Genomic DNA, 25,562 nt, shown 5'->3' with positions numbered 1-25,562 from the left:
CCGCTTAATCAGTCTTGAGTTTTGAGATGTTCGCATCGGGGGTCAGCTCTATGAGCTAAGCCGCGAAGCTTCTGCACCCTAAATGCTTTAGAGCTGGCCGTTATTACGCTCGTCCCAGCGGTTCTCCAGGCGGTTCATGAAGGAAGACTGATCCTTCTGCTCGCGCTGACGCACACGGGCTGCGCCTTCTGCCTTACCGCCGAGGAAGGAATCCACCGGGGTCTTCTTGCTGGTGGTTGCGAAGTACACGCCACCGGCCGCGAAGAGGAAGCCGAATACGCCCAGCCAAATCATGTTAGATGCGACCGCGCCAATAATGATGCCCAGGCCGATGAGAACGAAGAGAATACCGAGAGCCAAATGGCGAGCACTAAAAACCGGCGCAGTATTGCCGGTTGAAGACATGGAGGAGGCAAAGTGCGGATCCTCATTGCTCATGAGTTCTTCAAGCTGGTCCAGAACCTTCTGTTCGCGCTCGGACAGTGCCATCGTTTTCTCCTTTGAGGTGTCTCTGCTCAAGATGACGTCGGTATCAGCCGGGTTAGCTAGTGCATCAGCTGGCGCGGTGAGCGCTTCTTCCCGTCGTATGCTTCCCATGGTACCGCGCGGGGTGGGGTTGGCGCATTCTTTTTTCGGACAGAAGCTCTTTATGACCTCTTTTCGTCAATGCTCTTCTCGGGCGCGGTAACTCCGGAGGCTGGCTTGAGGCTTTCGCGGCTGTACTTGCGGTGAATGGCGTCCATGACATGCTCCACCTCGGACCATCTGCCGCTTTTCACGAGGCGCGCGCCAGATCCCAAGTGAATACCAGACCCCGAGTAAATACCAGCCCCTGTGCGAGTACCGTTCTGCGGACTATTACCAGCTCCCCCGCCGCGTCGTTGTGCGGAGCCAGTTTGTATGGAGCGCGAGTTTGCCCCACTCTCGATGGAGTCGAAGAGAGTTTGTTGCACCCCGTCTTCTGCGCGGGCAAGCTTTTCGGCACGCACGCCGATAAGTCGCAGGGCGCGGGGCGCCGCTTGCCCTACCAAGATTTCATCTGCGCGCAAGGCTTCCAATGCCAAGGAAGCAATCTGCATGCCGGAGTCTACGGGCACGTTCAGGGCAATAGCGCGGGTGTGCGTTTCGAAGGTGCTGTAGCGGATTTTGAGGCTGAGCCCTCCGGCGAGTTTCCCGGCGGTGCGCAGGCGCTTTCCCAGTTTGAGACTCAGCTCCCGAATAGCAGCGCTCACCTCCTGGGCATCGGTCGTATCCGTCTCGAAGGTGTGCTCGCCACCCATGCTTTTCTCTTCACGTTCGGTGATTACGGGGCGTTCGTCAATGCCGCGCGCCATGGCCCAGAGGTGCTCGCCCTGGGCGGTACCGAAGCGTTCTTTGAGCCAGTCCAGGCTCATGGACCTCATCTGGGCGATGGTGTGAATACCGTATCGGGAGAGCTGCTCGGTACTCTTCGCACCCACTCCCCACAGGTCGGAGACTTTTCTCGGGTCAAGAAATTCTTGAACGCGCTCGGGTGGAATGACCCACAGCCCGTTCGGTTTACTACCGGTGGACGCCATTTTGGCAAGCAGTTTATTGGGCGCAACCCCCGCGGAGGAGGGCAGGGAGAGTTCCTGCGCGATGCGGTCGCGAGCGCGCTGCGCCAGGGCGACGGGATCGTGGCCGTGCAGATAGGCGCCGGTTAGGTCCACGAAGGCTTCATCCACACTAACCTGCTCAACGTAGGGACTCAGATTGTTCAGGATTGCCATGACGGCACGGGAGTAGTGCCGGTAGTCGCCACGCAGCGGCAGGACGGTGGCGTTGGGGCTGAGGTTCCGGGCGCGGCTAAGCGGCATGCCGGAGCGCACCCCGTGGGCGCGCGCCTCGTAGGAAGCGGAGCATACAACCGAACGGGGTCCCAGCGGCGCCACGATAATGGGTTCGCCACGCAGAGCGGGGTTTTCGAGGAGCTCGACGTTGACAAAGAAAGCGTCCATGTCCAGGTGCATAATGACGCGGCCGTTCCTTGAGCCGCTGTTCTTGCTGGTTCGTGCCTGCCCCATGTCGCCTCCTCTCATAGCTTCTACGCCTACCTACCGAAAATATAGCACATTTCTACGAAAAATAGAGGCAACTTACCGTAAACGTGTTCGCAAATGCGTTCTCTTGGGCTTTTCTCCACTAAGCTAGAAGAAGTGCACACCGCACCGCATCAGGACCGTACACAGCGACCATCAGCGAGGATAGTATGACTCCCCCTTCTCCTTCCGGAGCACCCACTCCCCAGGCGACCGAGAGCCTCACCGTAGCGGCACCGAATATCCAGGCGGATTCTGTACACCTCGCTGAGCGCATTGCTGAAGAACAGCGAGCCTACCTGCACGCTTTTGACACCCTCATGGCGGAGTTTTTTGCCCGCCAGCGCGAGCTACTCGAGGGCATTTCTGCCGAAACTCTACCTCTACTTGAGGCTATTGAGTCCCTCTCCACCGGCGGCAAGCGCCTGCGTGCCCTGCTGAGCTACTGGGGTTGGCGTGGTGCGGGCGGCGCACCTGTAACCGAGAACCGCGCATCCTGGTCTATTGTGAAGGCCGGCATGGCGGTGGAGCTGTTCCAGACCTCCGCACTGATTCACGACGACATTATCGACCGCTCCGATACCCGCCGCGGCGCTCCCTCCGTGCACAAGCGTTTCGAGGCGGCGCACGAGCAGAATGGTTGGCGCGGTGATGCTTTCAACTACGGTCTGACCGGCGGTATTCTTGCCGGCGATCTGACCCTGGCGTGGTCTGCCGAGGTTTTCGCGTCCCTGGGTGAGGGAGCGATTTATGGCGCTCCTGCGCGTACCATTTTTGACCGGATGCGCACCGAAGTTCTGGCGGGTCAGTACCTGGACGTCTACTCCGAGGTTCTCGAAACCGAGGACGCTCAGGCGGCTCTGCAGCGTGCCCTGAACGTGATTCGTTTCAAGTCCGCCAAGTACTCGTGCGAGCACCCCTTCACGATTGGTGGCGCTCTGGCTCTGCAGGCTGCCGCGCTGGAGAGCGGTGCCGATGCCGTGAGCGAGCAGCACCCGGTACTTGCCGGTTACCGTGCGTTCGGCCTGCCGCTGGGTGAGGGCTTCCAGCTACGTGATGACGAGCTGGGCGTCTTCGGCCAGCCCGAGGTGACCGGCAAGCCCGCTGGCGATGACCTGCGTGAGGGCAAGCGTACCGTGCTGGTGGCGCTCACCTCCGCTGCTCTCGATGAGAAGGACGCGGCGCTTTTGCACAATAGCTTGGGTGATTCCGAGCTGAGCGATGAGCAGGTGGAGCGCATCCGCGAGCTGATGGTTTCTTCGGGTGCTTTCGCCAAGCATGAGCAGCTGATTGAGCAGAAGTCTCAGGCTGTGTTTGAGGCGCTGGAGGCGATGAACCTGGACGAGCTGGCGCATGCGGCGCTGACCGATATTGTGGGCCGCGCGCTGCGTCGTAAGGCGTAGAAGTTCAACGCAGTTATAAACGTTAAACACGTTGAGGCGGCATACCGGAGTATGCCGCCTCAACGTATTGAGCTATCGTGCCGAGCCGATATCACCAAGCCAGATTACCAAGCCAGTGCCTGTGCACGGCGACGGATTTCAGTCTTACGACCGTCAATCAGTGCGTCGATGGGACGACCGGGCAGGGAATCATCATTGGTGTACAGCCACACGATGGCTTCTTCATCGCTGAAGCCGGAGTCCTTCAGGACAGCGAGGGTGCCCTTGAGGGATTCGAGAACTCGCGAACCGTTCAGGAACAGTGCGGGTACCTTGCGCACGTTGGTTTCCGGGTCGCGCAGCGCGATGAGCGTACCGTCAGAAATCAGGTTGTGTACGCGGGTCACCTTCAGGTCGAGGGCCTGCGCAATTTCGGGGATAGTTACCCACTCGCCGACGAGGGCGAAGGTCTGAGCAATATTTTCGTTAGTCACCTTTTAAGAGTGCCAGAGCCAGCACGTATTTACCACTTTTGACCCGCATCTGGCGCGGGAGCTCTACTGCGAACCTTTCCTTTTTACGCATTGCCGGCGGTTCTTGAGCTGGGTGCGGAGCCATCGGCACTTCTTAAGAATTCGCTGAGTGTTCACCTGCCCGGCTCCCTTTGGCATCGCTTCTGTCCAGGTGGGCGGGCTAAAATGTTGAGACGTATGAATACTCCCAGCCCACGCCGGACTTCTCCCGTGAACCCCCAAGCTTCCTCTTCTTCAAAGACTTCTATTCCTCCCGCCACTCGCCCCGCTGCCCCGGATACCGCTATCGGTTCTTCGCAGTGGCTCAGTGGCGCCATTATTGAGGGTCATTACCAGGTGGGTTCGCTCATTGGCCGCGGCGGCATGAGCGAGGTCTATTATGCGCTGGACCTGTGGTCGAATAACCCGGTTGCGCTCAAGGTTCTCTCCCCCGCTTTGGCTGAGGATGCAGCGAACCGTCAGAAGTTCCACCGTGAGGAACGCTCGATGCGCCAGGTGGGCGGCGGCGGGCATACGGTGGGTGTGATTTCGTCGGGTACCGAATATTTTTCGGGCGAGATGGTCATGTACATCGTCTTGGAGTATGTGCACGGTTGCACCCTGAGCCAGCTGTTGCGTGTGCGTAATGCCCTGTCCCTGGGTGAGGCTCTGGATATTCTCATTCCGGTGGTGGAGGCGCTCTCGGAGGTGCACGCGAACCGCTACCTGCACGGCGATATTAAGCCGGGCAATATTCTTCTCGACGCTAACGGTCAGGTGAAGCTCACGGACTTTGGTCTGTCCCGCCGTGACGATCAGGTGGATGCGGGCGCGCCCATGGGCACCCCCGCCTACGTTGCGCCGGAGGTCCTTGATCCGAAGGTGAAGGTCGGCGCGCAGGCTGATATTTTTGCGCTCGGCGTGATGATGTACCGCATGCTTTCGGGTCGTCTGCCCTTTGTGGGTTTGGAGAATGACCAGCAGGTGCTCTACCACAACGCCAACATTGAGATGCCCGCCCTGACGGATGTGGCGCCGGGTGCGGACCGCGATATTGCGGGGCTGATTTCGTGGTGTACCCGCAAGCAGCCTCACGCCCGTCCCGAGGATGCGACCGAACTATTCACTGCCCTGCTGGAGATTTCTGAGTCGCTGGGTGAGTCCGAGCGTGCTTGGCGTGCCCCCTCGTGCCCGGAGCCGGAGCTTCCCCTCTGGGAGGCTGTTGCCGATATTGCGGAGCGTAGCGGTGCCGCGCAGATGGTGCGTAACACCCCGATTAGCGCGTTTAGCGATGCCCGCGACCTGCTGGTCTACGATGTCTACTCCCCCGACAGCCTCGTGTACGACGCATCGGCGGCTGGTCAGGGTGTGCACCTTGCCGACGTTGACGCTGAGGACTCGGTGCTAAACCGCCAGGGTATTCCGCCGCTGGTCAGTTCTGCCTCCGATGCTGACGACTCTGAGGATGAGCCGGACGGCGCAAAGGGCAAATCCGGCAAGCGCGGCCTGGGCTCGTTCATGGGCCGCCGCGCCGCAGCTGCGAAGGGCCCGCTCACTCAGTCCGTTGGTATTGGCCCGCAGACAGAGCAGGAGTTTATCTCAGCTCACGGCGAGTACGCACCGATTCATGCCGAGCGTTCGTTGAGCCCCTCGGGTTCGCGCCGTTCGAAGGCTAAGAGCTCGGCGAGCGCTTCTGAGGCTGAGGAGTCTGCGGGTATTTCTGATGATTCCGCTCAGTCTTCGAAGAAGGATCCTCGCCTGCCCGCTAAGCAGTTTAGGACTCCGCCCTCCGGTATGGCGGTGGGCGGTTGGGCTCTCGCGCTCATTCTGCTGGGTATGGGTTCGAGCTTTACCGGCTGGTGGCTTGCGACCTCGCTCGTGCAGTCTCAGTGGTGGCGCAATATTGAGGCGTTCCTGACCTTCTAGCAGCGCGCCTTCCTGAGCGTCTTTTCCCCGTTTGTACCGCGCGCTACTTAAACGCACGTGCCCGGGTCTTCACTCAGTGTGAGTGAAGACCCGGGCATTGTCGCGTCTGCTACTCTCCGCCACCTATCGCGGCGAAAAGCGTGAGCGTTTTATGCGCGGTTCTTGAGGTACTCGGAGACCAGGAACGCGATTTCCAGGGACTGCGAGTGGTTCAGGCGCGGGTCGCACAGGGACTCGTAGCGGTCTGCCAGTGCTGCCTCGTCGATGGCGTCGGAGCCGCCCAGGCATTCGGTTACGTCGTCGCCGGTCATCTCCACGTGGATACCGCCGGGGAAGGTGCCCAGAGCCTCGTGCACCTCGAAGAAGCCGCGAACCTCGTCGAGCACGTCGTCGAAGCGGCGGGTCTTGTAGCCGGAGGGCACGGAGATGGTGTTGCCGTGCATCGGGTCGGTGACCCAGACGACCTTCGCGCCTTCAGCCTGCACGCCCTCAACGATTGCGGGCAGCTTCTCGCGGATGTTCTTTGCGCCCATGCGGGTGATGAAGGTCAGGCGGCCGGGTTCGCGGTTCGGGTCGAGCTTATCGATCAGTGCGAGTGCATCCTCTGCGGTGGTGGTCGGGCCCAGCTTCACGCCGATGGGGTTGCGGACCTTGGAGAGGAAGTCCACGTGTGCATCGTTGACGCCGCGGGTGCGCTCGCCAATCCACAGGAAGTGTGCGGAGGTGTCGTAGGGCAGCTGGGTGCGCGAGTCGATGCGGGTGAGGGCACGCTCGTAGTCCATTACCAGGGCTTCGTGGCCGACGTACATGTCGGTGGTCTTGAGTGCTTCGAAGTTAACGCCGCAGGCTTCCATGAACTTGAGGGCGCGACCAATTTCGCTGGCAGTCTTCTCGTAGCGCTCATGCGCGGGGTTGGAGGTGAAGCCGCGGTTCCACTGGTGTACGGCGCGCAGGTCTGCGAAGCCGCCCTTGGTGAAGGCGCGCACCAGGTTCAGGGTGGAGGCGCTGGTGTGGTAGCCGCGCAACATGCGCTTGGGGTCGTGCACGCGTGCTTCGGGGGTGAAGTCGAAGCCGTTGACGGTCTCGCCGCGGAAGGAGGGCAGGGTGATGTCGCCGCGGGTTTCCATGTCTGCGGAGCGCGGCTTGGAGAACTGACCCGCCATGCGACCCATCTTCACCACGGGCATGGAGGCGCCGTAGGTGAGCACTGCAGACATCTGCAGGATGGTCTTGACGCGGCCGGAGATCTTGTCGGCGGTTGCACCCGCGAAGGTTTCTGCACAGTCGCCGCCCTGCAGGAGGAATGCGCGGCCTTCAGCAACCTCACCGAGTGCCTGGCGCATGGCGTCGACCTCACCGGCGAAAACGAGCGGCGGTACCGAGTTCAGCTCGGCGATGGTGCTCTCAAAATCTTCGTGCTCGCTCCAGGTAGGCTGCTGGTCAATGTGCAGCTGACGCCAGGTGTCCAGGCCGTGGTCGGGGGCCTGCGAGGTGCTGAGGTTTTGATTGCTCATCTTCACTCCATTGGGATGGTCTTGTGCGTTTTCTGATTCAGCCGCCGTTTCGGGTGCTCGGCGCGCCGTGTGCGGCGTGCTGGCTTGCGATTCTTCAGGCTGAATAGACCTAATTGTACTCTTGCTTGCTTCAACACCTAACCCTGCAGTCAGGTACATCTCACATGTTTAGATGGCGCCACCTGGCGGCGGCGATAAGCGGGTTGATAAGTGCCGTTGCAGAACGGCATACGAAAGGGCGGGATGCGGCATGTACCGCATCCCGCCCTCTGGCGTATGTGCGCACCCGTTTGGGGTGCTGTCTCAATGTTTAGTGCAGCAGGTTTAGTGCTGCAGGTGTGCAACTGCCTCATCAGCGCTCATGTTCTTATCCGCCATGAGCTTCTTGACGCGGTCGGCGTACACGTCCACGTATTCCTGGCCGCTGAGGGCACGGATCTCGGAGCCAATACGGTCGGCGATTTCACGCTGAACGCGGTGGCTCAGGTCTGAGCCGTCGGTGTATTCCTCGAAGGTGAGGGGCTTGCCGATAATGGTACGCACCTGGATGGGCTTGCCGTCATGGCGCAGACGGATACGGTTCGAGCCGGAGGGCTGAATCAGGTCGGTACCGATCTGTCCGACGGGCACTACGGGCACGCCTGCTTCAACTGCGAGGCGGGCGACACCGACCTTGGGGCGGTAGCCGCGTCCGTCGGGGCTACGGGTGCCTTCGGGATAGATGCCGATGATGCCGCCGTCCTTGAGGACCTGCGCGCCGGCATTGAGGGATTCCTGGCTCTTCTGGCCGCCGGAGCGGTCCATGGGAAGCTGGCCGACGCCGCGGAAGAACGCCGCCATGGCACGGCCCTTCACGCCGGGGGTGGTGAAGTAGTCGCTCTTGGCGAGGAAGTTCACGGTGCGAGGCATGGCGAGAGGAATGAAAATGGAGTCACAGAACGCCAGGTGGTTGCTTGCGACAATGTAGGGACCCTCGGGCAGATTCTCAAGGCCCACCACGTCATGGTGGTACAGTCCCTGCAGCAGGGGGGAGCCAAGAATCTTGAGCGTTGAATAGAGGGCGGCGTTAGGCATGGGGTCTCCTCTCTGAATGTTCCCGGCTCAATTCTAGCGTGTCTGGAGAGGCGCGAGAGAACGCGCGATAATTAAAGAAAAGAGAACGATTTTTCTGCGCACCGGTGTATTGGGTGCGCTGGAGGCGATATACCAGCATCGGCGCTGTGCCCGCGGTAGCCGGTCGGGGTACGCTATAGAGCCTGCACCTGCGTTCATATTCGCGCAGGTTGGCTAAGGAGGACCATGAGCATTTTTGATAACTCGTTGGAGCCGCTCAAGCGGATGCACCGCAAGGCTCGCGAGCGCCGGCTTCTAGCAACCCAAAATGTTAAGGACTCCCTGGCGCGTCGCCTCGAGGGCGACCAGGAAGCGTTCGATCACTCCCCCGTTTCTTTTAGTCCTGACCCGGCGCAGCATTCTGTGGGTATTTTGCTGGTGCACGGTTTTACGGGTTCACCGCATAGCATGCGCCCGTTGGCTCAGCATTTTATGGAGCTCGGGTATGCGGTGGAGATGCCGTTGCTGACCGGTCACGGTACTCATTGGAAAGATTTGCGCGATAGCACCTATGAGCAGTGGCTAGCTTCTGCCGAGCAGGGGTACCGTCGCCTAGCCGATCAGGGTCTGCGTGTGGTGGTCGTTGGTATGTCGATGGGCGGCACGGTGGCGACCCATCTGTCGGCGCGCCTGCCGGTGGCGGGTACGGTACTCATCAACCCCTACATGGTGGATGTGAACCCGATGATGCGTCACGCCGGTAAGGTGTCGAAGGTTCTGCCGGTGCTCAAGGCGATCGGGTCTGATATTGCGGTTCCGGGTGTGAGCGAGGGCGCGTATTCTATCGTTCCAACGGCAGCAGTGCATCAGCTACATCTTTTGGGTGCTGAGACTCGTGCTCTGATCCCGCAGTTGAAGTCGCCGGTTCTGTATTTGCGTTCACTGGGCGATCATACTGTGTCGGATAGCTCCCATAAATATTTTCTCGAACATTGTTCAGTTCCTGTAGAATTTAGGTGGCTGACCCGCAGCTACCATGTGGCAACGCTCGACTACGACGCCGAGTATCTTCTCTCTACTGTTCAAGCTTTTGTCGCATCACTAAACCACTAAATTCTGACAGTTCCGCCCGCTGCACACCGGCGAATGCATCACCCGCCGCGGTGGACAGAACACTCAGAAAGCCATCACGGCACCTCGAGAAATCGAGGACAGCCCGCGGCACCGGACCGCCCGAGCTTACGCCCTGATTTGAAAGGCGCATTATGAAAGTCTTCTCCACTCCCGCTGAGGTTCTTGTCGACCCCTCGCTGAACCTGACAAGCATTGTTGAGCGCCACCGAGCCGATAGCTCCAACCCGGTGCTGTACCGCCGTCAGATGTCGCCGGGTAACTGGCAGCCGGTTCGAGCCCAGCAGTTCCACCAGATGGTGACCGACCTGGCTAAGGGCATGATTGCTGCGGGTATCCGCCCGGGTGACCGTGTGGGCATTATGAGCCGCACCCGCTTCGAGTGGACCGTCATTGACTTCGCCATCTGGTATGCCGGTGCTGTCTCCGTGCCGGTATATGAGACGAACGCTGCCGCCCAGGCTGCATGGGCGCTGTCCCATTCTGAGGCTGTCGCCATCTTCGTCGAGGATGAGAAGCTCCTGAATCGTGTGGCTGAGGCTGAAGAATACGCCGCTTCCACTTCTGAACCGTGCCAGCTCAAGCACCGCTGGGTCATTGAGAACGGCGACCTTGATACCCTCAGCGCTCGCGCGTCCGAGGTGAGCGATGAGCAGCTGGAGCAGGTACGTTCCGCTGCCGGCTGTGATGACATCGCGACCATTGTGTATACCTCCGGCACGACCGGCCGCCCCAAGGGTTGCGCGCTGACTCACGGCCACTTCCTAAACCTGAGTGTCAACACCAAAATGGTCGAACCCGAGATTGCGAACTCCCGCAACTCCTCCATTCTTTTCTTGCCGCTGGCGCACGTTCTGGCGCGTCTGATTCAGGTGCTGGCACTGGATGCCGGTCTGGTCATCGGTCACTCCCCCAATATTAAGAACCTGGCTGCTGACTTGGATAGCTTCAAGCCGACCATGCTGCTGGTGGTGCCCCGCGTCTTTGAGAAGGTGTACGAGGGCGCCATGGCGAAGGCGGCTAAGGGCGGCAAGTTCAATAAGTCGCTCTTTGAGCGTTCCACCGATATTGCGGTGCGCTGGTCACAGGCGAAGGTTGAGGGCCGTGTCCCGCTGAAGCTGGCGGCGCAGTACGCTCTCTACGACAAGCTGGTCTACTCGAAGCTGCGTGCGGCTCTGGGCGGCGAGCTGCGCTACGCGGTCTCCGGCGGCGGTCCCCTCGGCGAGCGCCTGGCGCACTTCTTCCACGCGGTGGGTGTGCAGGTGGTTGAGGGTTACGGCCTGACCGAGACCTGCGCCCCGATTGCGGCTGGCCGCATCAACCCGTACCAGATTGGCATGATTGGCCCGCTCATCCCCGGTTCCGAAGGCTATATTGCTGAGGACGGCGAGCTTCTGGTTCGTGGCGTGGGCGTGATTAGCAGCTACTACAAGAACCCCGAAGAGGACGCTCAGGCGTTCACTGAGGACGGCTGGTTCCGTACCGGTGACCTGGCTCATTTCGATGAGCGCGGCTACCTGAAGATTGTGGGCCGCAAGAAGGAAATCATTGTCACCGCCGGCGGTAAGAACGTGATTCCGGGTATTGCGGAGACTCATCTTCGTACCTCTCCCCTGGTTTCTCAGGCGATGCTGGTAGGCGATGAGAAGCCGTTCGTTGCGGCTCTGGTGACCCTGGATCCGGATACCCTGCCCGAGCAGTTGGAGCACTTGGGTCTGCCGCGTTCGCTCTCCATCCCGGAGGCTGCTGTTCACCCGGCGGTTCGTGCTGCAGTTCAGAAGCTCGTGGACGAGGCGAACCAGTTGGTTTCCCGCGCTGAGGGTATTCGCGAGTTCCGCATTATGAACCGCGATCTGACCGAGGCGGACGGCTATCTGACTCCTTCGCAGAAGTTGCGCCGCGCGAAGATTCTGCAGGACTTCTCCTCCTACGTGGATGAGATGTACGGCAAGGTTTCCGATAGCACGTCGGATTCTTTGGCTCGCCTGCAGGAGTACGCGGCGGAGCAGTCTGAGAAGTTCGCTGAACTGCGTGAGCAGGCTGCCGAACGTCTGCACGAGTACGCGGATCACCAGGCGGAGCGTCTTGCCGAGCTGCGTGAGCAGGCGGCTGAGAAGTTTGAGGAGCTGCGTGAACAGACCGCCGAGATGATGCAGAAGCCTCAGGAAGAGGAGGCTGAAGAGGTAAAAAAGGCTGAGAAGTCTTCCGCTAATGCTCCCGCTGAGAAGCCCGCGCAGACTGAGAAGAAGACTGTTGCAGAGCAGAACCCGCAGAAGTCTGACAGCGACAAGGCATAACCGGCTCTGGCCACCAATAACGAGAGGAGGGGGTCGTACCGCTTAGGTACGATCCCCTCCTCTCTGTTTGTTCGCTAGAAACCTCGATTTTCGGACGTTATCTAGCCGTCGTTAGATGGCGGGTTCTTAGTTTGCGGGCTCGTCGAATTCCAGACCGAGTAATGCGTTCTCAACGACTTCGGTCAGTGCCGGGTGGATCCAGTACTGGCCGCGTGCGAGGGTGCGCGCGTCCATGCCGAAGCTCATTGCCTGCAGTAGCGGCTGAATGAGCACGGAGGATTCTTCACCGACCAGGTGTGCGCCGAGCAGCTCGCCGTTGTCCTTGCGGGCAATGAGCTTGCACAGGCCGATCTTGTCTTCCATTGCCCAGCCGTAGGCGGTGTCGCCAAAGTTCTGCGCCTTGACGGTGATCTCAAAGCCTTCACGTTCAGCCGCCTGGCGCGCCTGCTCTTCGGTCATGCCGACCACGGCGATCTGCGGGTTGCTGAAGACCGCAGCCGGTACGTAGCGGTGGTCGCTGGCACGCAGGTCCTCGGGGTGGCTGAGGTTGTGCTGCACAACGCGTGCTTCGTGGTTTGCCACGTGCTTGAGCTGGTAGCGGCTGGACACGTCGCCGAGGGCGTAGACGCCGGGTACGGGCGCGCCGTTGTAGAGTACGCGCTGGTACTTATCGACGCTGAGCTGACCGCCGTCCTGCACGTCGAAGTAGTTCTTCGCGTTGAGGGTGTCGGTGTTGGGGCGGCGACCGGTTGCCACAAGCACAGCGTCTGCCGGGATTTCGAGCAGTTCTTCACCGTTCTCGGTAGTGTGCTTCGCTACAACGGTCACGCTGCCGTCGGCGTTCTCACGGATTTCGGAGAGAGACGCATTCTTGACAATGTTCCACTGCTTGCTTGCGGCTTCTTCGAAGCGTGCCACAACCTCTTCGTCCACACCGCGCAGCAGGCGGGAGGAGCGGTTCAGCTGGGTTACTTCGGTGCCAAATGCGGAAAAAACGTGGGAGAATTCTGCCGCAATCACGCCGCCGCCGATGACGACCATACGGGCGGGCAGCTCGTCCATGCGCATAACGTTGTCGTTGGTGTAGACCTTGGAAGAGTCGATACCGGGCACGGGAGGCAGCACGGCGCGCGAACCTGCCGCAACGACAATCTGGCGGCCCTGCAGGCGGGTGCCGTCGGTCAGTTCGACGGTGTGGGAGCCGACGAAACGCGCGTACTGGTCGTAGAAATCGACGTTGGGCAGACCGGCACGCCAGTTGCGGCCGCCTTCAACAATCTGGTCAATGCGGGAGGCAAAGATACGGTCACGAATCTGCGCCCAGTGCACGGCGTCTACGTGTGCGTCGACGCCCAGGTGCTTGACCTCGCGGGTCTTCTGCGCGATGGTCGCCGGGTAGACGTACATTTTGGTGGGGATGCAGCCAACGTTCAGGCAGGTGCCGCCGAAGATACCGCCGTCGATGAGGGCGACCTTCTTGTCGTCCCATTCGGGTCCGATGAGGGTGTTGCCGGATCCGGAGCCGATGACGATGAGGTCGTACTGTGCTACGCCGTCAATGCGTTCTACGTTCTCGATGCTCATGTGGTCCTCTCGTTGATGATGTTGAGGCTGGGCTCGTTCCCAGCGTGCCCCTCGATAGCGGGGTTATTTCTGTTACTGCCACTATAACGCGTGGAGGCTACCGGCTATTCCCACTATCTGGTGTCAATGTTGACGGATATGCGAAAGGTGCGCCGTCCCAAAGAACCACAGCGCTGAGAACACAGCGGTTCTTTGAGAAGACGCACTCAAGCGTTGAGACCTCAAGCGTTGAAACTATGTGAGCCCGCGGATTAGTGACGATTAGATGTCTGCGCTTAGAGGTCAGCCATGAGCCCAGCCAGCAGGCGGGTGAAGTCCATGGCGGGATCAACCGATTCTTCGTCGGGCCAAAAATGAATCGGGTACGCGGCACCCTGGGCGCGCTGCAGCACGGGGCTTTCAGCGAGCACGGGTTCTGCCACGAGCTCGCCGAAGAGGGAACGCATTTCGTCGCGTCGGTAGCGGTGTTCGCTGTCGTTGGGGCGCATCTTGTTGATAACTACTCCCGCACCGTCAATGCTGATGCCGCTTTCCTGTTGAAAACGCACGATGGCGCGCAGGGTTCGTTCGGTGCCCGCCACGGAGAAAAGGGAAGGCTCTGCGACCGAAAGGATGCGCTCGCTCACCGCCCAGCCCATCGAAGACAGGGTTCCGAGGAACGGCGGGCAGTCAATCAGGATGACGTCGTAGGCGTCCGCAGCCGCCTCCACCATGCGCTTGAATCGGCGGATGAACGGTGCCGCTTCCTGCCGGTCCACGAGGGTGGAACGAGCCGAACCGCGCGCCACCTTCACGCTACCGGTGGTCACGGGGTTATTGGTCAGCAGGGTGGGTTTGCCGACGAGCGAGTTCCAAGAGGAGCTACCGGCTTCCTCCGCGAAGGCACGCTCATTGGAGCTGGCGATCAGGGAGGCGACGTCGGGGATGGTTTCATCCACTGCCAGGCCGGTGCTGGCGTCGCCGTGGGGGTCGAGGTCAATAACGAGTGTGGAGAGTCCGCTGTGTAAAGCTGCGGACGCGAGCCCCAAAGTGATGGACGTTTTGCCGACGCCACCTTTGAGGCTGCTGATACTGACGATGCGGGGCATGCAGGTCCCTTTTATGAGTGAGGTGTAATGCCCCTTTATTTTAGCGAATCTTCGCTTTTCTTCCGGGTCTGACAGGGGTTTATCTTGAGTTTTTTCTCAAGTGAGCAATGAATATTCCCTCGGGTTTAAAACTTCTGCCCGCGCTCGCTACCCGATAGGTAGTGAGCGCGGGCTGATTCACGTTTTGTGTTTTATGCCTGTGCGCGGCGGGCACGGCGGGCGGCGAGTTCGTCGCCTTCGAAGTTTTCGTGCATCTCTTCGCCGGGCTGACCGTTGAGGTTCATTTCGATTTCGCGCCAGACGCGGCCGATAGCGATACCGAAGACGCCCTGACCGGCCTGAACCAGGTCAATGACCTCGCTCGGGGAGGTGCATTCGTAGACGGTGGTGCCGTCACTCATGAGGGTAATGTTCGCGAGGTCATCAATGCCGCGGGTACGCAGATGCTCGATGGAGGTACGGATCTGCTGCAGGGACACGCCGGTGTCAAGCAGTCGCTTCACAATCTTGAGCACGAGCACGTCGCGGAAGCTGTAGAGGCGCTGGGTGCCGGAGCCGGATGCGCCACGCACGGTGGGTACGACAAGATCGGTGCGTGCCCAGTAGTCGAGCTGGCGGTAGGTGATGCCGGCTGCCTTGCAGGCGACGGCGCCGCGGTAGCCGAGGTTTTCCTCGACGACAGAGACAGGGTCGGTGAAGAGTACGCCCTGTTCACCGCGCGGAGGCGGTGCTACGGGGAAGAGGGTATCGAAGCCGTCCAGGGGCTGGTCAAAGCCCTGGGGTGCGTGCGTGGTTGCGGCCTCGCCTGCATTTTCGGCTACCTGCTGCTCTAGCACGGTCCCTCCTTTTCGTTAAACCCTTTTAAGTGCTTCACCGCGCCCTATCAAATGCGGTCGTTATCGTTCCGGTGTAGCCCCGGTTGTCGGGGTGAGATTCTAGGGGTGAGCCTTAGAATCTGCGTCTATGACTCGCGTGGTCCCTCTCGGTTCCGGCGCGGTTTTCAATGCTACACATTGGTTCGACAATACGATTCGCGGAACACGATTCGATAGTGCGACCGATGCGCGATAGGCGCGGTTGTTCAATCTATTTTAACTGATAGAGGGCTCTACTTAAAATTGAACCCACCGGAGCGAATGATCTTTTCGCTATTCTTCATCCCTATCCTTCCCCTTATCCTTGGCCTGCTGTTCTATACATTTGGCGGGTCTATATACTCCGCGGGCGGCTCAGGACATCAAGGGTCGCGGATTCTAACGGGTTAAAAAGTGAATGCGTACGAACAGTGTGGTTCGTACGCATTCACAGCTGAGTTGAGTGAATAGCCTTGGCAGGCCGGGAGCCCCCTTGGTGAGAAAGCTCTTCGTGTTGGACGAAGGGGTAGAATTCCGAGCGTGCCGGCGTCGGCTTCGTCCAAATCTAGGGGCCGCTACCCCGCTGGCGCGAGATAGAGGCTAGAGGGATTCACCGTGGTCAGCGGTGCATCCTGTAGGGAAAACCCCGTTCGGGGTGCGGTAAAACCGCGGGATATGCGGGCAGGCTGTCCGGTAGCCTGCCGCATCGTACGCCTATTCGTAGGTAGGCATTGCCGATTCGACGAGCGTTGCGTGCAGCTGCAGGCACAACTTGCGAATCTTATCGGCACGTTCCTGCGCCTGAGCCTGGGAGGCTGCGTCGCGGCGCGATGCCAGCGGAGCCACCGCGATTTCCACGAGGGAGATTTCGCGGTCTGCTGCAGACTTGAACGCGCGCAGGTGGCGGGGCTGAATACCGTGCTGGGTCAGCTCTGCGCTCACGCGGGCAATCAGCACATCGTAGTCGGTGTACTCCACATCCGAGCCATCTTCGAGCAGTCCGAAATCAATCAGTTCACGGATCAGCTCGGGGGTGGTGTTAGCGTACTCTGCCAGCTCGCGCAGGGTGTAGGTGCGACCTTCCTGCTCATCCGGTCCAAGGACGCTGTCCAGGACGTCTTCGCTAACGGTGGCAGGCATGGAGTTCAGCACGCGACCGGCTTCCAGATCCTCCAGATGCTGACGGATGACCTTGAGCGGCATGTAGTGATCGCGCTGCATGGTGAGAATGTAGCGCAGGCGCTCAATGTCCGTCTGGGAGTACTTGCGGTAACCCGTTTCGGTACGGCTGGGGTGCACCAGGCCGCGCTCCTCCAGGAAGCGAATCTTGGATGCACTAATACCGGGGAACTCCAGGTCGAGCTGGCTAAGAACCTGACCAATGGTCCGGCTCTTAACGTCACGCGGGTTACGGTCAGAGTCGCCGTTCTCCACGTCCTCTAGTTCAACCTCAGCGTTAGTGAGGTTTTCATCGATGCGTGAGGTCATCTATGTCTTTCGGGTACTTTGTTCAGCCGATGTCGATACGAGCCGAAATTTGAGTGAGTGGCTCGTTCCCCCGGTCGGGAGTCTCGCTTCGTGCCGAACATCTTTGCTTAGTGTTGAGAGTGTGATAGATAAGTTCAGTTGTTTATCACGAAATGATAAACCGCAAACCTTCGAGACAATCTTATAGCCTCACAAGGCATTTTGCTATTCAGTTCGCCCTTTTCAGGCGCATTTTGAACCCAAAAATAGCCACACAATCAAACACTATCCAGTAGAGACAGTACCAATTTTAGCAAAATTCCAATGCTTCAAACACGTATATCTCATATTGGACTGCTTTACGGGGAAAATTTTATCTTCTCGCGATAGTTGAAGTTTTCATCACATTTAACTTGAAAGAGGCTCCCACTAGGGGTTTAGCCTTCTTTCAAGCCCCTCAGACGGCTTCAGAGACCCTCAAGATGAACCTTATATGCGCCCGTTTATTTGCGTTTGTGTGCACTTTAAATGAAAAACGGCGAGACCAATCGGTCTCGCCGTTTCAACACTACGTACCTCTTACACGAGGCCGGTAGAAAACTAGACGTCTATCGGCTTAGAGCTTGTCCAGCTCAGCCTGGTAGCCCTCTGCGTTCAGCAGGTTAGCCAGGTCGTCAGCGTTCTCGGGACGAATCTCAACGATCCAGCCCTCACCGTAAGGATCGGAGTTAACCAGTGCGGGGTCATCCTCCAGACCCTCGTTGACAGCAACAATCTCACCGGAGATGGGAGCAAAGAGGTCAGAGACAGACTTGGTGGACTCAATCTCACCGAAGCTATCCTCAGCAGCTACAGAGTCGCCAACGGAGGGAAGGTCGACGTAGACGACGTCACCCAGTGCATCCTGAGCGTGGTCGGTAATACCAACACGGACGGTGCCCTCAGCGGTGAGAGCGGAAACCCACTCGTGCTCAGAAGTGTAAGAGAGTTCTGCGGGAACGTTGCTCATAGCAGCGGTGTCCTTTCAGTGTGTTCTTGCGTAGCGCGGACCTTCCCGCGCACGGTTCCGTTCCGCGTGTGGGATTGCGAAACGTCCTACACCAATTATCACATAAGAAGTAACGCGGGGCACGTCCAAACACCCCCGTACCATTTCTATGACGCTATTTTTCCTCTTCTTACTCGTGCACCTAAGCATCCGTCTCTTATCGACCTCTAGGCGCCTCTCTATTAATCACTTTTACGCCCCTGGGTCCACTCCCCTATATCGGGGAGTAGCAGAGACGCAAAAAGCTCAGGACCCCACATCACAAGGGTGCAGGGCCCTGAGCCTAAAGACTAGAGAGCTAAGCTCTCACAGCGTCTTAGCGGGAAGAAATGACGCGCTCGGAGAAGCGGTTCGGGTTACCGAAACGGTGTGCGGTAATCGAAACAGCCTGCTCGCGGAGGAAGGGCAGCATCTCGATACGGCCAGCCTCGGTGACCGGTGCGAAGTACACTGCAACATCCGGGCGACCACCCAGTGCCGAGTAGATGGACTTCACATCGTTACCGATGTAGCGGATACGGGTGCCTTCCAGCGGGGTACCAGCCAGTGCGCGAACCGGGGTCTTAGCGTTCGAAGCCAGGTACTCGCGGAACTGAGCGTCCGACTTGACCTCGTACTTGATGCCCTTGTTCTCCAGAACACCACGGACGTCGACCGGCAGGTCCTTACCGACGGACAGAGCAACCGGTGCGTTAGCTGCCAGACCGGCGAGCACAACGCGCAGGGTCTCTGCTGCGGATGCGGACTCGTCTGCACGAACCAGAACCTGAGTGGGTACGTAGCGCAGGATGTTGCGCTCGACGCCCAGCTTCGAGGGATCGTGGCCGAAGCCGAACTCGGTGTCCCAAGCGTGTGCGTCAGAGGAGACGCCGCGCTTGATGAATGCGAAGTCATCGCGCTTGCCGAGCTCAGAGTTCTCGATGGTAGCCAGGGTCTCGCGGACGGTCACCGACTGGGTGGTTGCGGTCGCGGTTGCCTGTGCGGGCTCCCAATCGGACAGAGCGATCAGGTAGCTGGGGCCACCAGCCTTGGTACCGGAACCCACGGTGGACTTCTTCCAACCACCGAAGGGCTGACGCTGAACGATTGCACCGGTAATTGCACGGTTGACGTACAGGTTACCTGCCTGGACCTTGGAGAGCCACAGCTCGAGCTCGTCAGCATCCAGCGAGTGCAGACCTGCGGTCAGACCGTAGTCGGGTGCGTTCTGCAGCTCGATTGCCTCTTCCAGGGTGTCAGCGGTCATGATGCCCAGGATGGGGCCGAAGTACTCGGTCATGTGGTACTCAGAACCGGGCTTGACGCCTTCGCGAACACCGGGGCTCCAGAGGCGACCGGTCTCGTCCAGTTCCTTGGGCTGAACGAGCCAGCGCTCGCCCGGGCCGAGGGTGGTCAGACCGCGCAGCAGCTTCTCTTCCGGCTTCTGAACAACGGGGCCCATCTGGGACTCAATGTCCTGCGGGTGTGCCACGTGCAGCGAGTTGACGGAGTCAAGCAGCTGACGGCGGAAACGCTCAGACTGTGCCACGGAGCCAACCAGGATGACGGTCGAACCAGCGGAGCACTTCTGACCTGCGTGGCCGAATGCCGAGTAGACGACGTCCTTGACAGCCAGGTCAATGTCAGCGTTCGGGGTAACGATGATGGAGTTCTTACCCGAGGTCTCACCGAACAGGGGCAGATCATCACGCCAGGAGCGGAAGAGCTCAGCAGTCTCGTAACCACCGGTCAGGATCAGGCGGTCAACCTCGGGGTGCGAGATGAGCAGCTTGCCTGCAGCGCGGTCAACAACCTTGACGAGCTTCAGAACTTCCTTGGGAACGCCTGCATCCCACATGATCTCTGCGATCAGGGCACCGGTGCGAGCGGTGATGGTTGCGGGCTTGAAGATGACAGCAGAACCTGCAGCCAGACCAGCCAGAACACCACCGGCGGGGATAGCGGTCGGGAAGTTCCACGGGGGAACAACCAGGGTCAGGTCAACGGACTTGGGCTTTGCGCCGTCGATCTTCTCGAGGTCCTCAGCCAGCATTGCGTAGTAGTATGCGAAGTCGATTGCCTCGGAGACCTCGGTGTCGCCCTGCTCCAGGGTCTTGCCAGCCTCAGCTGCCATAACCTCCAGCAGGTCGCCACGACGCAGGGCGATAGCCTTACCGACCTTGCGCAGAATCTCTGCACGCTCGTGGCCGGAGAGCTTACCCCATGCCTTGCCAGCCTCTTCGGTTTCCTTGATCAGCTTCTCTGCGTCAGCTTCGCTGGTCAGCTCGTTAGCCTTGAGGGTGTCGATGCCCAGCTTGGTGGTCTTGGAGCGCTCGAGGATTGCGCGGCCCCACTCGCGGTTACCTGCCAGTGCGGGGTCGGTGTCGGGGGTGTTCTCGAAGCGGCCTGCCGGTACGAAGACGTTGTCCTCGTTCTCGGTCAGACGGTTCTGGGTGCGCTTGGATGCGGGAACCTCGTCGGTGACGGAGTTCAGTGCACGCATGAAGCGGTCCTCTTCGCGCTTGAAGATGGACTCGTCGGTTGCCAGGTCGAAGATACCGGACATGAAGTTCTCGGAGGAAGCGTTCTCCTCGAGACGACGGATCAGGTATGCGATAGCAACGTCGAATTCCTTGGGGTTCACGACGGGCACGTACAGCAGCAGGTGGCCAACGCGGCGGCGGATAATCTCTGCCTGCTGCTCAGCCATACCAATCAGCATCTCGAACTCGACGCGGTCCTTAACACCGCGGTCCTCGGACAGCAGCAGTGCGAATGCAACGTCGAAGAGGTTGTGGCCTGCAATACCAAGGCGGATGTTCTTCACGTGCTCGGGGCGCAGTGCGTAGTCCAGAACGCGCTTGTAGTTGGTGTCAGCAGCCTGCTTGGTGTCCCAGGTGGTCAGCGGCCAGCCGTGCATAACAGCTTCCACAATCTCCATGGAGAGGTTTGCACCCTTAACCAGGCGGACCTTGATGCCTGCGCCGCCAGCAGCAACGCGCTTAGCAGCCCACTCCTGCAGGTGCTGCATTGCAGCCAGGGTGTCGGGCAGGTATGCCTGGAGCACGATACCGGCTTCCAGGTCCTTCAGGTGAGGCTGGTCCAGAATCTTGGTGAACACCTCAATGGTCAGGTCGAGGTCCTTGTACTCCTCCATGTCCAGGTTGATGAACTTCTTGGGGGAGGAAGAAGCAGCCAGCTCGTACAGCGGGGTCAGGCGGCGAACAGCGGTCTCGACAACCTCGTCGAATGCCCAGTGCTGGTGGGGGCCAGAAACAGCGGACACCTTAATGGAGACGTAGTCAACGTCGTCGCGTGCCAGCAGGCGCTTGGTCTCAGCCAGGCGGTGCTCTGCTTCCTTGTCACCCAGAACTGCCTCACCGAGCAGGTTAACGTTCAGGCGGTTACCGGTCTTGGTCAGCTCTGCGATAGCGTCGCCCAGCTTCTCCTCGGAAGCGTCAACGATCAGGTGACCGACCATCTCGCGCAGCACGCGGCGTGCAACAGGAACGGTGGGCCATGCGACCTTACCAGCCAGCTTGCCACCGAAGCCAACAGCGGACTTCATGTACCAGGGCAGGAAGGAAGGTGCCAGACCGGAAATGCGGGAGAGGTTGCGACCGGAGACGTTGTCATCCTCGGGGCGAATAACGCCATCAACAAAGCCGACGGTGAAGGGAAGACCATTGGGGTCCTTCAGAACACCGGCGAGCTGCTCAGCCGCGAAGGTGGGCTTGATCGACTGGGACTCGTTTACCCACTGACGAACAAGCTGACGAGCTTCCAGAGCCATCTTCTGGTAGTGCTCAGATGCGAAAGGATGGGTCATCCTTGACTCCTAACTATCTTACTGTGTGCGGTGCACACCACGTTTGGCGATGTCTCTATTTCACCACAAAAGGGTAATAAATACCTCATTAGAAAAACTGAATGTTTTTTCCAAAATCCATTTAGTTTTTCTAAATAATTGTGCGGCGTGGTTCCCGCCCGGCATCCCTCCGAACACCGAGCCCAAAGAGAAGAAACGAAGACCATAGCAACATCGCTATCCATCCCTCTCAGGCTAGCACTTTCAGAACGCAAATACCGAACCGATTTCGTAACAATCGAACACTTCAAAACCATTCCCAAAAGCATCTTCGACCCTGAGAATCATCACGTTCACGCAAAATACCCGCCACACAAGCCAACACGCGCATCCACAGCTCCCGCCGTCTCAAAAAGAGCCACAACAAAGCCCACGCGGTACCATAGACAAGAGTCCACAATGAGAGACGCACCACGGAAGAGTTCGGGAGCGCAACCCACCCGAACAACCGGGCGCATCAGGGAGGAAAAACGTGTCAATCTACGACATCCGACGCATGCAAATGCTCCTCGAAATCCAAGAACGCGGCACCATCATCGCCGCCGCAGAAGCGCTCAGCCTCACCCCCTCCGCCGTCTCCCAGCAGATTGCCACCCTCGAAAAAGAAACCGGAACCCCGCTGTTGCAACGCATCGGCAGGCGCGTACAGCTCACCAGCGCCGGACTCATCATCGTCGACAGCGCCCGTAGCATCCTGCGCGAACTCGACCGCATGCAAACCTCCGTCGCCAACCTCACCGGCGAACCCGCAGGCATGGTGCGCCTCGCCATCTTCCAGTCCGCTGCCTTCGCGCTACTGCCGGAAACCCTCAGCTACCTTGCAGAACACGCACCCTCGCTCACCCTGCAGGTACTGCAAATCGACCCCGAAACCGGCACCTCCCTGACCCGAAGCCGCGAATACGACATGGTGCTCTCCGAAGCCTACCCGCACCACCACATCCCCGAATACCCCGAGCTGCACTCCGAACTGCTCACCGAAGACCCGCTCAGCCTGATTGTGCCTAGCACCTCCACCATCACCTCCATCGAGGAGGCGCACGCACTCCCCTGGGTTCTCGAAATGGAGCAGAACACCTCCCGCAGCTGGGCGCTCAACCAGTGCCGCACCGCGGGATTCGAACCGGTCATCCGCTACAGCGCCAACGACATGATCACGAACTCCAACCTCGTCAAGGCTGGATTCGCCGTCACCATCGTGCCCGGATTCATCCTCTCTTCCCTCTCCACCACCGAGGGGCTACGCATCGTGGAGCTCCCCGGCAAGCCCTCCCGCAAAATCTTTACCGCCGTACGCCGAGAGTCCGCCGCCAACCCCGCCATCGCCATGGTGCGTGAAGCGCTGCACCACGCGGTCAAGGTAGCATTCGGTGAACACGACGCCACCGAAACCGCATAGGAAAAATCAGCCGCCGCACATGCCGGCACACTAGACAACGCAAAGGTCGGGGCCGTTCCCACGAACGACCCCGACCTTTCACTATGCCTTTTTGAACAGGCGCCTATATATATGAGGTATAAAAGTACAGGCAGCGGAGCTACTCCCCCGCCGTGCCCCTCCTTCGTAGGAGCTATAGGAGCCAGCTTAACTGCTAGTTCAGCGAAGCAACCACAGCCGAGCTCTGAACCTCATAGAACGACGACGACAAACCAGCCGCAGCCATATCCAGCACAGCGCTCACATGAACCTGCTTCAATGCAGAACCGGCAACACCCGAAGCCACCTGATAATTCAGCTGAACATCCAGACGGTGACCGCGAGGAATAGCAGTACGCAACTCCAGAACGCTCTCACTGCCAGAACCAGCCTGACCGGTCTGCTCGCTACGGCGCACCGCATCAAGATTCAGCGCATCCACCGGAGCCACCAGGGCCGAAGCACCCAAGTTGCCCGAAGGCAGCACCGCCTGACCAGAGGTCACGCGAAGAGTCACCGCAGGATTCAGCAACAAGCCGGTCTTCGGATCCTGCGCGCGAGCGCGCACCATCAGGCGAGTACCCACCGGCAGGGTCGAATTACCCTCATTAATAATGCTCAGGCGAGTCGGCAGATTCTTGAACGCAACAGTACGCGCAGGCTGGCTCTGCATAGACACAGCCTGTACACCGGACGCCGCCTTCAACTCCAGGCGGATGCACGACTCGTTATAACGCATCGGCACCTGCACCAGCGCGGAGCTCGCCGCGCCGCCATGCTGTCCACGCTGGCCACCACGATGTCCGCCGGGACGCTGAGTCACCGGAGTACCGTGCGCGCCGCGCCTGCCGCCCGAACGAGTTGCCGCCTCCGCAGCGCTCACGCCACCAGCTACCAGGGCAGCCGAAGCACCCGCAACCTTCAACGCGGTACGGCGAGAAGCGTTCATCAGATTATTCTTAGTCATTTTCTACTCCCCTAAGCCTTCGCGATACGGTACACGCCGCTAATCGTGCCTTGCCACCAGGTGCCGTAACGGTCAATCGTGCCCACCATCTGCAGGGTGTCACCGCCACCAAGCAGCAGGCTCACATGCTGAGGCAGGCGCTGCTCGTGCATCGTCTTACCGGTTTCCATATCAATCGCGACAGCCCACGCGTAGGCACCATTCGCCAAACCAGCAGGACCACGGCGACGCTCACAGGTGTAAATCAGCCCGTCAGCCGTGGAATAGCGAGGAACAGCCGAAGAGTAAACGTCCTTACGGTCCCAAATCTTACGCAGACCACGGTTGGTAATATCCCAACGCTCCATACCGGGGGCAAAAAGCGCATTCGCAGGAACCGACGGGCCGGCGCCCTCAGGGTACTTCGGGTAGGGGTAGCCGTAGGTGCTTGCACCGACCATCGTGTTACCCACACCGATCATGGAATTCTCAGTGCCAGAGGTACCGGCAGTAAACAGGCCAGCGCTACCGACCTTCACACCGTTATCAGTGCGGTACACAATGACCGACTCCTGAATATCAGAGTTATCGGTCAGCATCACGTAATCCGAACCGTTCGGGCCAAAGAACGTCGGGGAGGCGCCGGAACCCCACGCGAGCTTACCGGGCTTGCGGGCGCTACCTCGATCGTACGCATGCCACCACTTGAGGGTGGGCGCACCGGTTGCGGTAGCGTTCAGCATATAAATAGCGTGGGAAGTAACCACACTCACGCCCTGCGGGCACGCCGAAATCGAGTTATCGATACGTTCACCCGCAATCGACGCCTTATTCAGGCGCATCGAGCGAATCGTGCCGCGGGCAGAATCAATCACCGCAATGTAGCCGTTCTTCGTCGCAACCCAAATGCGACCGGACCAGTCGGGTACCAGGCCAACCACAGCGTCATTGGCGCTCTGGGCGAGCATGCGGCTCAGGTCAATACGCTCATCAACGCGGATGCTGCGTCCGTCAGCAGAGTGGGAGAGGCGCAGCAGGCACTGAGAGCCATCCACCAGAACCATACGGTCCTGCGCGTCAAGGTAGGCGTACACACCACCGAGCAGCGCGCCCTTCGGGATGTCCAAGTGGGAGAGCTCGCGGCCGGTATGCGGGTCAAGGATAGAGAGCTTCGGGGTGATGAACTCGCCGTGGGCGAAGACCTGGGTGCAGAGCACCTGAATGAAGCCGTCACGTCCGGCAAGAATCGTCGGGCAGGCGCCGCCGAGCTTCGTGCCGGTAATCTTCCAGTCACCGGCGCCGGGGCCGGCAAGAGGAGTAGCGTCGGAAGACTGGGCATCACCGTGCATGGTGGTAATGCCGGGTGCGCCCAGGTGCGGATTCGCCTGGGCGTTATAGGTGGGGGTCATGGTTGGTTCTTTCTAACGGTGAGTGGC

General features: G+C 59.7%; 18 protein-coding genes. 5 read left to right on the top strand and 13 right to left on the bottom strand.

What is annotated here, in order from left to right; genetic code table 11:
* Positions 1-87 precede the first annotated feature (87 nt).
* Together HMPREF2682_RS00280 and dinB are read right to left on the bottom strand one after the other, a co-directional pair.
* Positions 88-489, bottom strand: coding sequence for a DUF3040 domain-containing protein (locus tag HMPREF2682_RS00280; RefSeq protein WP_049350360.1), 402 nt, complete (start codon positions 487-489; stop codon positions 88-90).
* 158 nt (positions 490-647) lie between these two features.
* Positions 648-2,045 carry a DNA polymerase IV gene (dinB, locus tag HMPREF2682_RS00275; protein ID WP_070830450.1) on the bottom strand — a complete coding sequence of 466 codons (1,398 nt, stop codon included), beginning with the start codon at positions 2,043-2,045 and terminating at the stop codon, positions 648-650.
* Positions 2,046-2,230: 185 nt separating this feature from the next.
* Here dinB and HMPREF2682_RS00270 point away from each other — a divergent pair, with 185 nt between their 5' ends.
* A complete protein-coding gene (locus HMPREF2682_RS00270) occupies positions 2,231-3,463 on the top strand; it encodes a polyprenyl synthetase family protein (protein ID WP_070830448.1) in 1,233 nt (410 codons plus the stop codon).
* 104 nt (positions 3,464-3,567) lie between these two features.
* Here the strand turns inward: HMPREF2682_RS00270 and HMPREF2682_RS00265 are convergent, their stop codons facing one another.
* Entirely contained in the window at positions 3,568-3,936 is a 369-nt protein-coding gene (locus HMPREF2682_RS00265) for an Rv2175c family DNA-binding protein (protein WP_049337550.1), read from the bottom strand.
* A gap of 249 nt (positions 3,937-4,185) precedes the next feature.
* On the opposite strand from HMPREF2682_RS00265, the gene HMPREF2682_RS00260 reads away from it, so the two are divergent.
* Positions 4,186-5,880 (top strand): serine/threonine protein kinase, encoded by a 1,695-nt coding sequence (locus HMPREF2682_RS00260; RefSeq protein ID WP_246827225.1) that lies wholly within the window; start codon positions 4,186-4,188, stop codon positions 5,878-5,880.
* Between the two features lie 149 nt (positions 5,881-6,029).
* On the opposite strand, the gene HMPREF2682_RS00255 is transcribed toward HMPREF2682_RS00260, so the two are convergent.
* Both HMPREF2682_RS00255 and HMPREF2682_RS00250 read right to left on the bottom strand, forming a co-directional pair.
* On the bottom strand, positions 6,030-7,394 hold the full coding sequence (locus HMPREF2682_RS00255; protein WP_049350364.1) for a class II 3-deoxy-7-phosphoheptulonate synthase: 1,365 nt from the start codon (positions 7,392-7,394) through the stop codon (positions 6,030-6,032).
* A gap of 324 nt (positions 7,395-7,718) precedes the next feature.
* Entirely contained in the window at positions 7,719-8,468 is a 750-nt protein-coding gene (locus HMPREF2682_RS00250; protein ID WP_070830445.1) for a lysophospholipid acyltransferase family protein, read from the bottom strand.
* A gap of 225 nt (positions 8,469-8,693) precedes the next feature.
* Here HMPREF2682_RS00250 and HMPREF2682_RS00245 point away from each other — a divergent pair, with 225 nt between their 5' ends.
* Positions 8,694-9,560, top strand: a complete 867-nt coding sequence (locus tag HMPREF2682_RS00245) for an alpha/beta hydrolase (RefSeq protein WP_049359865.1) — start codon at positions 8,694-8,696, stop codon at positions 9,558-9,560.
* Positions 9,561-9,712: 152 nt separating this feature from the next.
* Entirely contained in the window at positions 9,713-11,875 is a 2,163-nt protein-coding gene (locus HMPREF2682_RS00240) for an AMP-dependent synthetase/ligase (RefSeq protein ID WP_070830443.1), read from the top strand.
* A 126-nt stretch (positions 11,876-12,001) separates the two neighbouring features.
* Here the strand turns inward: HMPREF2682_RS00240 and HMPREF2682_RS00235 are convergent, their stop codons facing one another.
* The 6 genes from HMPREF2682_RS00235 to HMPREF2682_RS00210 all read right to left on the bottom strand — a co-directional run bounded on the left by HMPREF2682_RS00235 (position 12,002) and on the right by HMPREF2682_RS00210 (position 21,724).
* Positions 12,002-13,459, bottom strand: a complete 1,458-nt coding sequence (locus HMPREF2682_RS00235; protein ID WP_070830441.1) for a mycothione reductase — start codon at positions 13,457-13,459, stop codon at positions 12,002-12,004.
* A gap of 275 nt (positions 13,460-13,734) precedes the next feature.
* Complete coding sequence (locus HMPREF2682_RS00230; RefSeq protein ID WP_005506586.1) at positions 13,735-14,547, bottom strand: ParA family protein; 813 nt, start codon at positions 14,545-14,547, stop codon at positions 13,735-13,737.
* A 191-nt stretch (positions 14,548-14,738) separates the two neighbouring features.
* On the bottom strand, positions 14,739-15,383 hold the full coding sequence (locus HMPREF2682_RS00225) for a MerR family transcriptional regulator (RefSeq protein ID WP_005507725.1): 645 nt from the start codon (positions 15,381-15,383) through the stop codon (positions 14,739-14,741).
* A gap of 732 nt (positions 15,384-16,115) precedes the next feature.
* A complete protein-coding gene (locus HMPREF2682_RS00220) occupies positions 16,116-16,889 on the bottom strand; it encodes a transcriptional regulator FtsR (RefSeq protein ID WP_070830439.1) in 774 nt (257 codons plus the stop codon).
* 595 nt (positions 16,890-17,484) lie between these two features.
* Positions 17,485-17,877, bottom strand: coding sequence for a glycine cleavage system protein GcvH (gene gcvH, locus HMPREF2682_RS00215; RefSeq protein WP_070830437.1), 393 nt, complete (start codon positions 17,875-17,877; stop codon positions 17,485-17,487).
* 355 nt (positions 17,878-18,232) lie between these two features.
* On the bottom strand, positions 18,233-21,724 hold the full coding sequence (locus tag HMPREF2682_RS00210; RefSeq protein ID WP_070830435.1) for a bifunctional proline dehydrogenase/L-glutamate gamma-semialdehyde dehydrogenase: 3,492 nt from the start codon (positions 21,722-21,724) through the stop codon (positions 18,233-18,235).
* 511 nt (positions 21,725-22,235) lie between these two features.
* Here HMPREF2682_RS00210 and HMPREF2682_RS00205 point away from each other — a divergent pair.
* Complete coding sequence (locus HMPREF2682_RS00205; protein ID WP_070830433.1) at positions 22,236-23,162, top strand: LysR family transcriptional regulator; 927 nt, start codon at positions 22,236-22,238, stop codon at positions 23,160-23,162.
* Positions 23,163-23,355: 193 nt separating this feature from the next.
* On the opposite strand, the gene HMPREF2682_RS00200 is transcribed toward HMPREF2682_RS00205, so the two are convergent.
* Both HMPREF2682_RS00200 and HMPREF2682_RS00195 read right to left on the bottom strand, forming a co-directional pair.
* The gene (locus HMPREF2682_RS00200) at positions 23,356-24,147 is read right to left on the bottom strand and encodes a transcriptional initiation protein Tat (RefSeq protein WP_070830431.1); all 792 of its coding nucleotides are present in this window, start codon (positions 24,145-24,147) and stop codon (positions 23,356-23,358) included.
* Positions 24,148-24,158: 11 nt separating this feature from the next.
* Positions 24,159-25,535 carry a 6-pyruvoyl tetrahydrobiopterin synthase gene (locus tag HMPREF2682_RS00195; protein WP_070830429.1) on the bottom strand — a complete coding sequence of 459 codons (1,377 nt, stop codon included), beginning with the start codon at positions 25,533-25,535 and terminating at the stop codon, positions 24,159-24,161.
* Positions 25,536-25,562 lie beyond the last annotated feature (27 nt).

It is taken from the genome of Rothia sp. HMSC061D12 (assembly GCF_001836735.1).
GTDB lineage: Bacteria > Actinomycetota > Actinomycetes > Actinomycetales > Micrococcaceae > Rothia.
Note: the sequence above shows the minus strand (reverse complement) of the source record. Positions and strands in the feature narration are given on the sequence as shown.

Excerpts from the sequence above, each read along its gene's own strand:
- HMPREF2682_RS00280 (WP_049350360.1), bottom strand. The coding sequence starts at position 489 with ATGGCACTGTCCGAGCGCGAACAGAAGGTTCTGGACCAGCTTGAAGAA.
- dinB (WP_070830450.1), bottom strand. The coding sequence starts at position 2,045 with ATGGGGCAGGCACGAACCAGCAAGAACAGCGGCTCAAGGAACGGCCGC.
- HMPREF2682_RS00270 (WP_070830448.1), top strand. The coding sequence starts at position 2,231 with ATGACTCCCCCTTCTCCTTCCGGAGCACCCACTCCCCAGGCGACCGAG.
- HMPREF2682_RS00255 (WP_049350364.1), bottom strand. The coding sequence starts at position 7,394 with ATGAGCAATCAAAACCTCAGCACCTCGCAGGCCCCCGACCACGGCCTG.
- HMPREF2682_RS00250 (WP_070830445.1), bottom strand. The coding sequence starts at position 8,468 with ATGCCTAACGCCGCCCTCTATTCAACGCTCAAGATTCTTGGCTCCCCC.
- HMPREF2682_RS00245 (WP_049359865.1), top strand. The coding sequence starts at position 8,694 with ATGAGCATTTTTGATAACTCGTTGGAGCCGCTCAAGCGGATGCACCGC.
- HMPREF2682_RS00240 (WP_070830443.1), top strand. The coding sequence starts at position 9,713 with ATGAAAGTCTTCTCCACTCCCGCTGAGGTTCTTGTCGACCCCTCGCTG.
- HMPREF2682_RS00235 (WP_070830441.1), bottom strand. The coding sequence starts at position 13,459 with ATGAGCATCGAGAACGTAGAACGCATTGACGGCGTAGCACAGTACGAC.
- HMPREF2682_RS00230 (WP_005506586.1), bottom strand. The coding sequence starts at position 14,547 with ATGCCCCGCATCGTCAGTATCAGCAGCCTCAAAGGTGGCGTCGGCAAA.
- HMPREF2682_RS00220 (WP_070830439.1), bottom strand. The coding sequence starts at position 16,889 with ATGACCTCACGCATCGATGAAAACCTCACTAACGCTGAGGTTGAACTA.
- gcvH (WP_070830437.1), bottom strand. The coding sequence starts at position 17,877 with ATGAGCAACGTTCCCGCAGAACTCTCTTACACTTCTGAGCACGAGTGG.
- HMPREF2682_RS00210 (WP_070830435.1), bottom strand. The coding sequence starts at position 21,724 with ATGACCCATCCTTTCGCATCTGAGCACTACCAGAAGATGGCTCTGGAA.
- HMPREF2682_RS00200 (WP_070830431.1), bottom strand. The coding sequence starts at position 24,147 with ATGACTAAGAATAATCTGATGAACGCTTCTCGCCGTACCGCGTTGAAG.
- HMPREF2682_RS00195 (WP_070830429.1), bottom strand. The coding sequence starts at position 25,535 with ATGACCCCCACCTATAACGCCCAGGCGAATCCGCACCTGGGCGCACCC.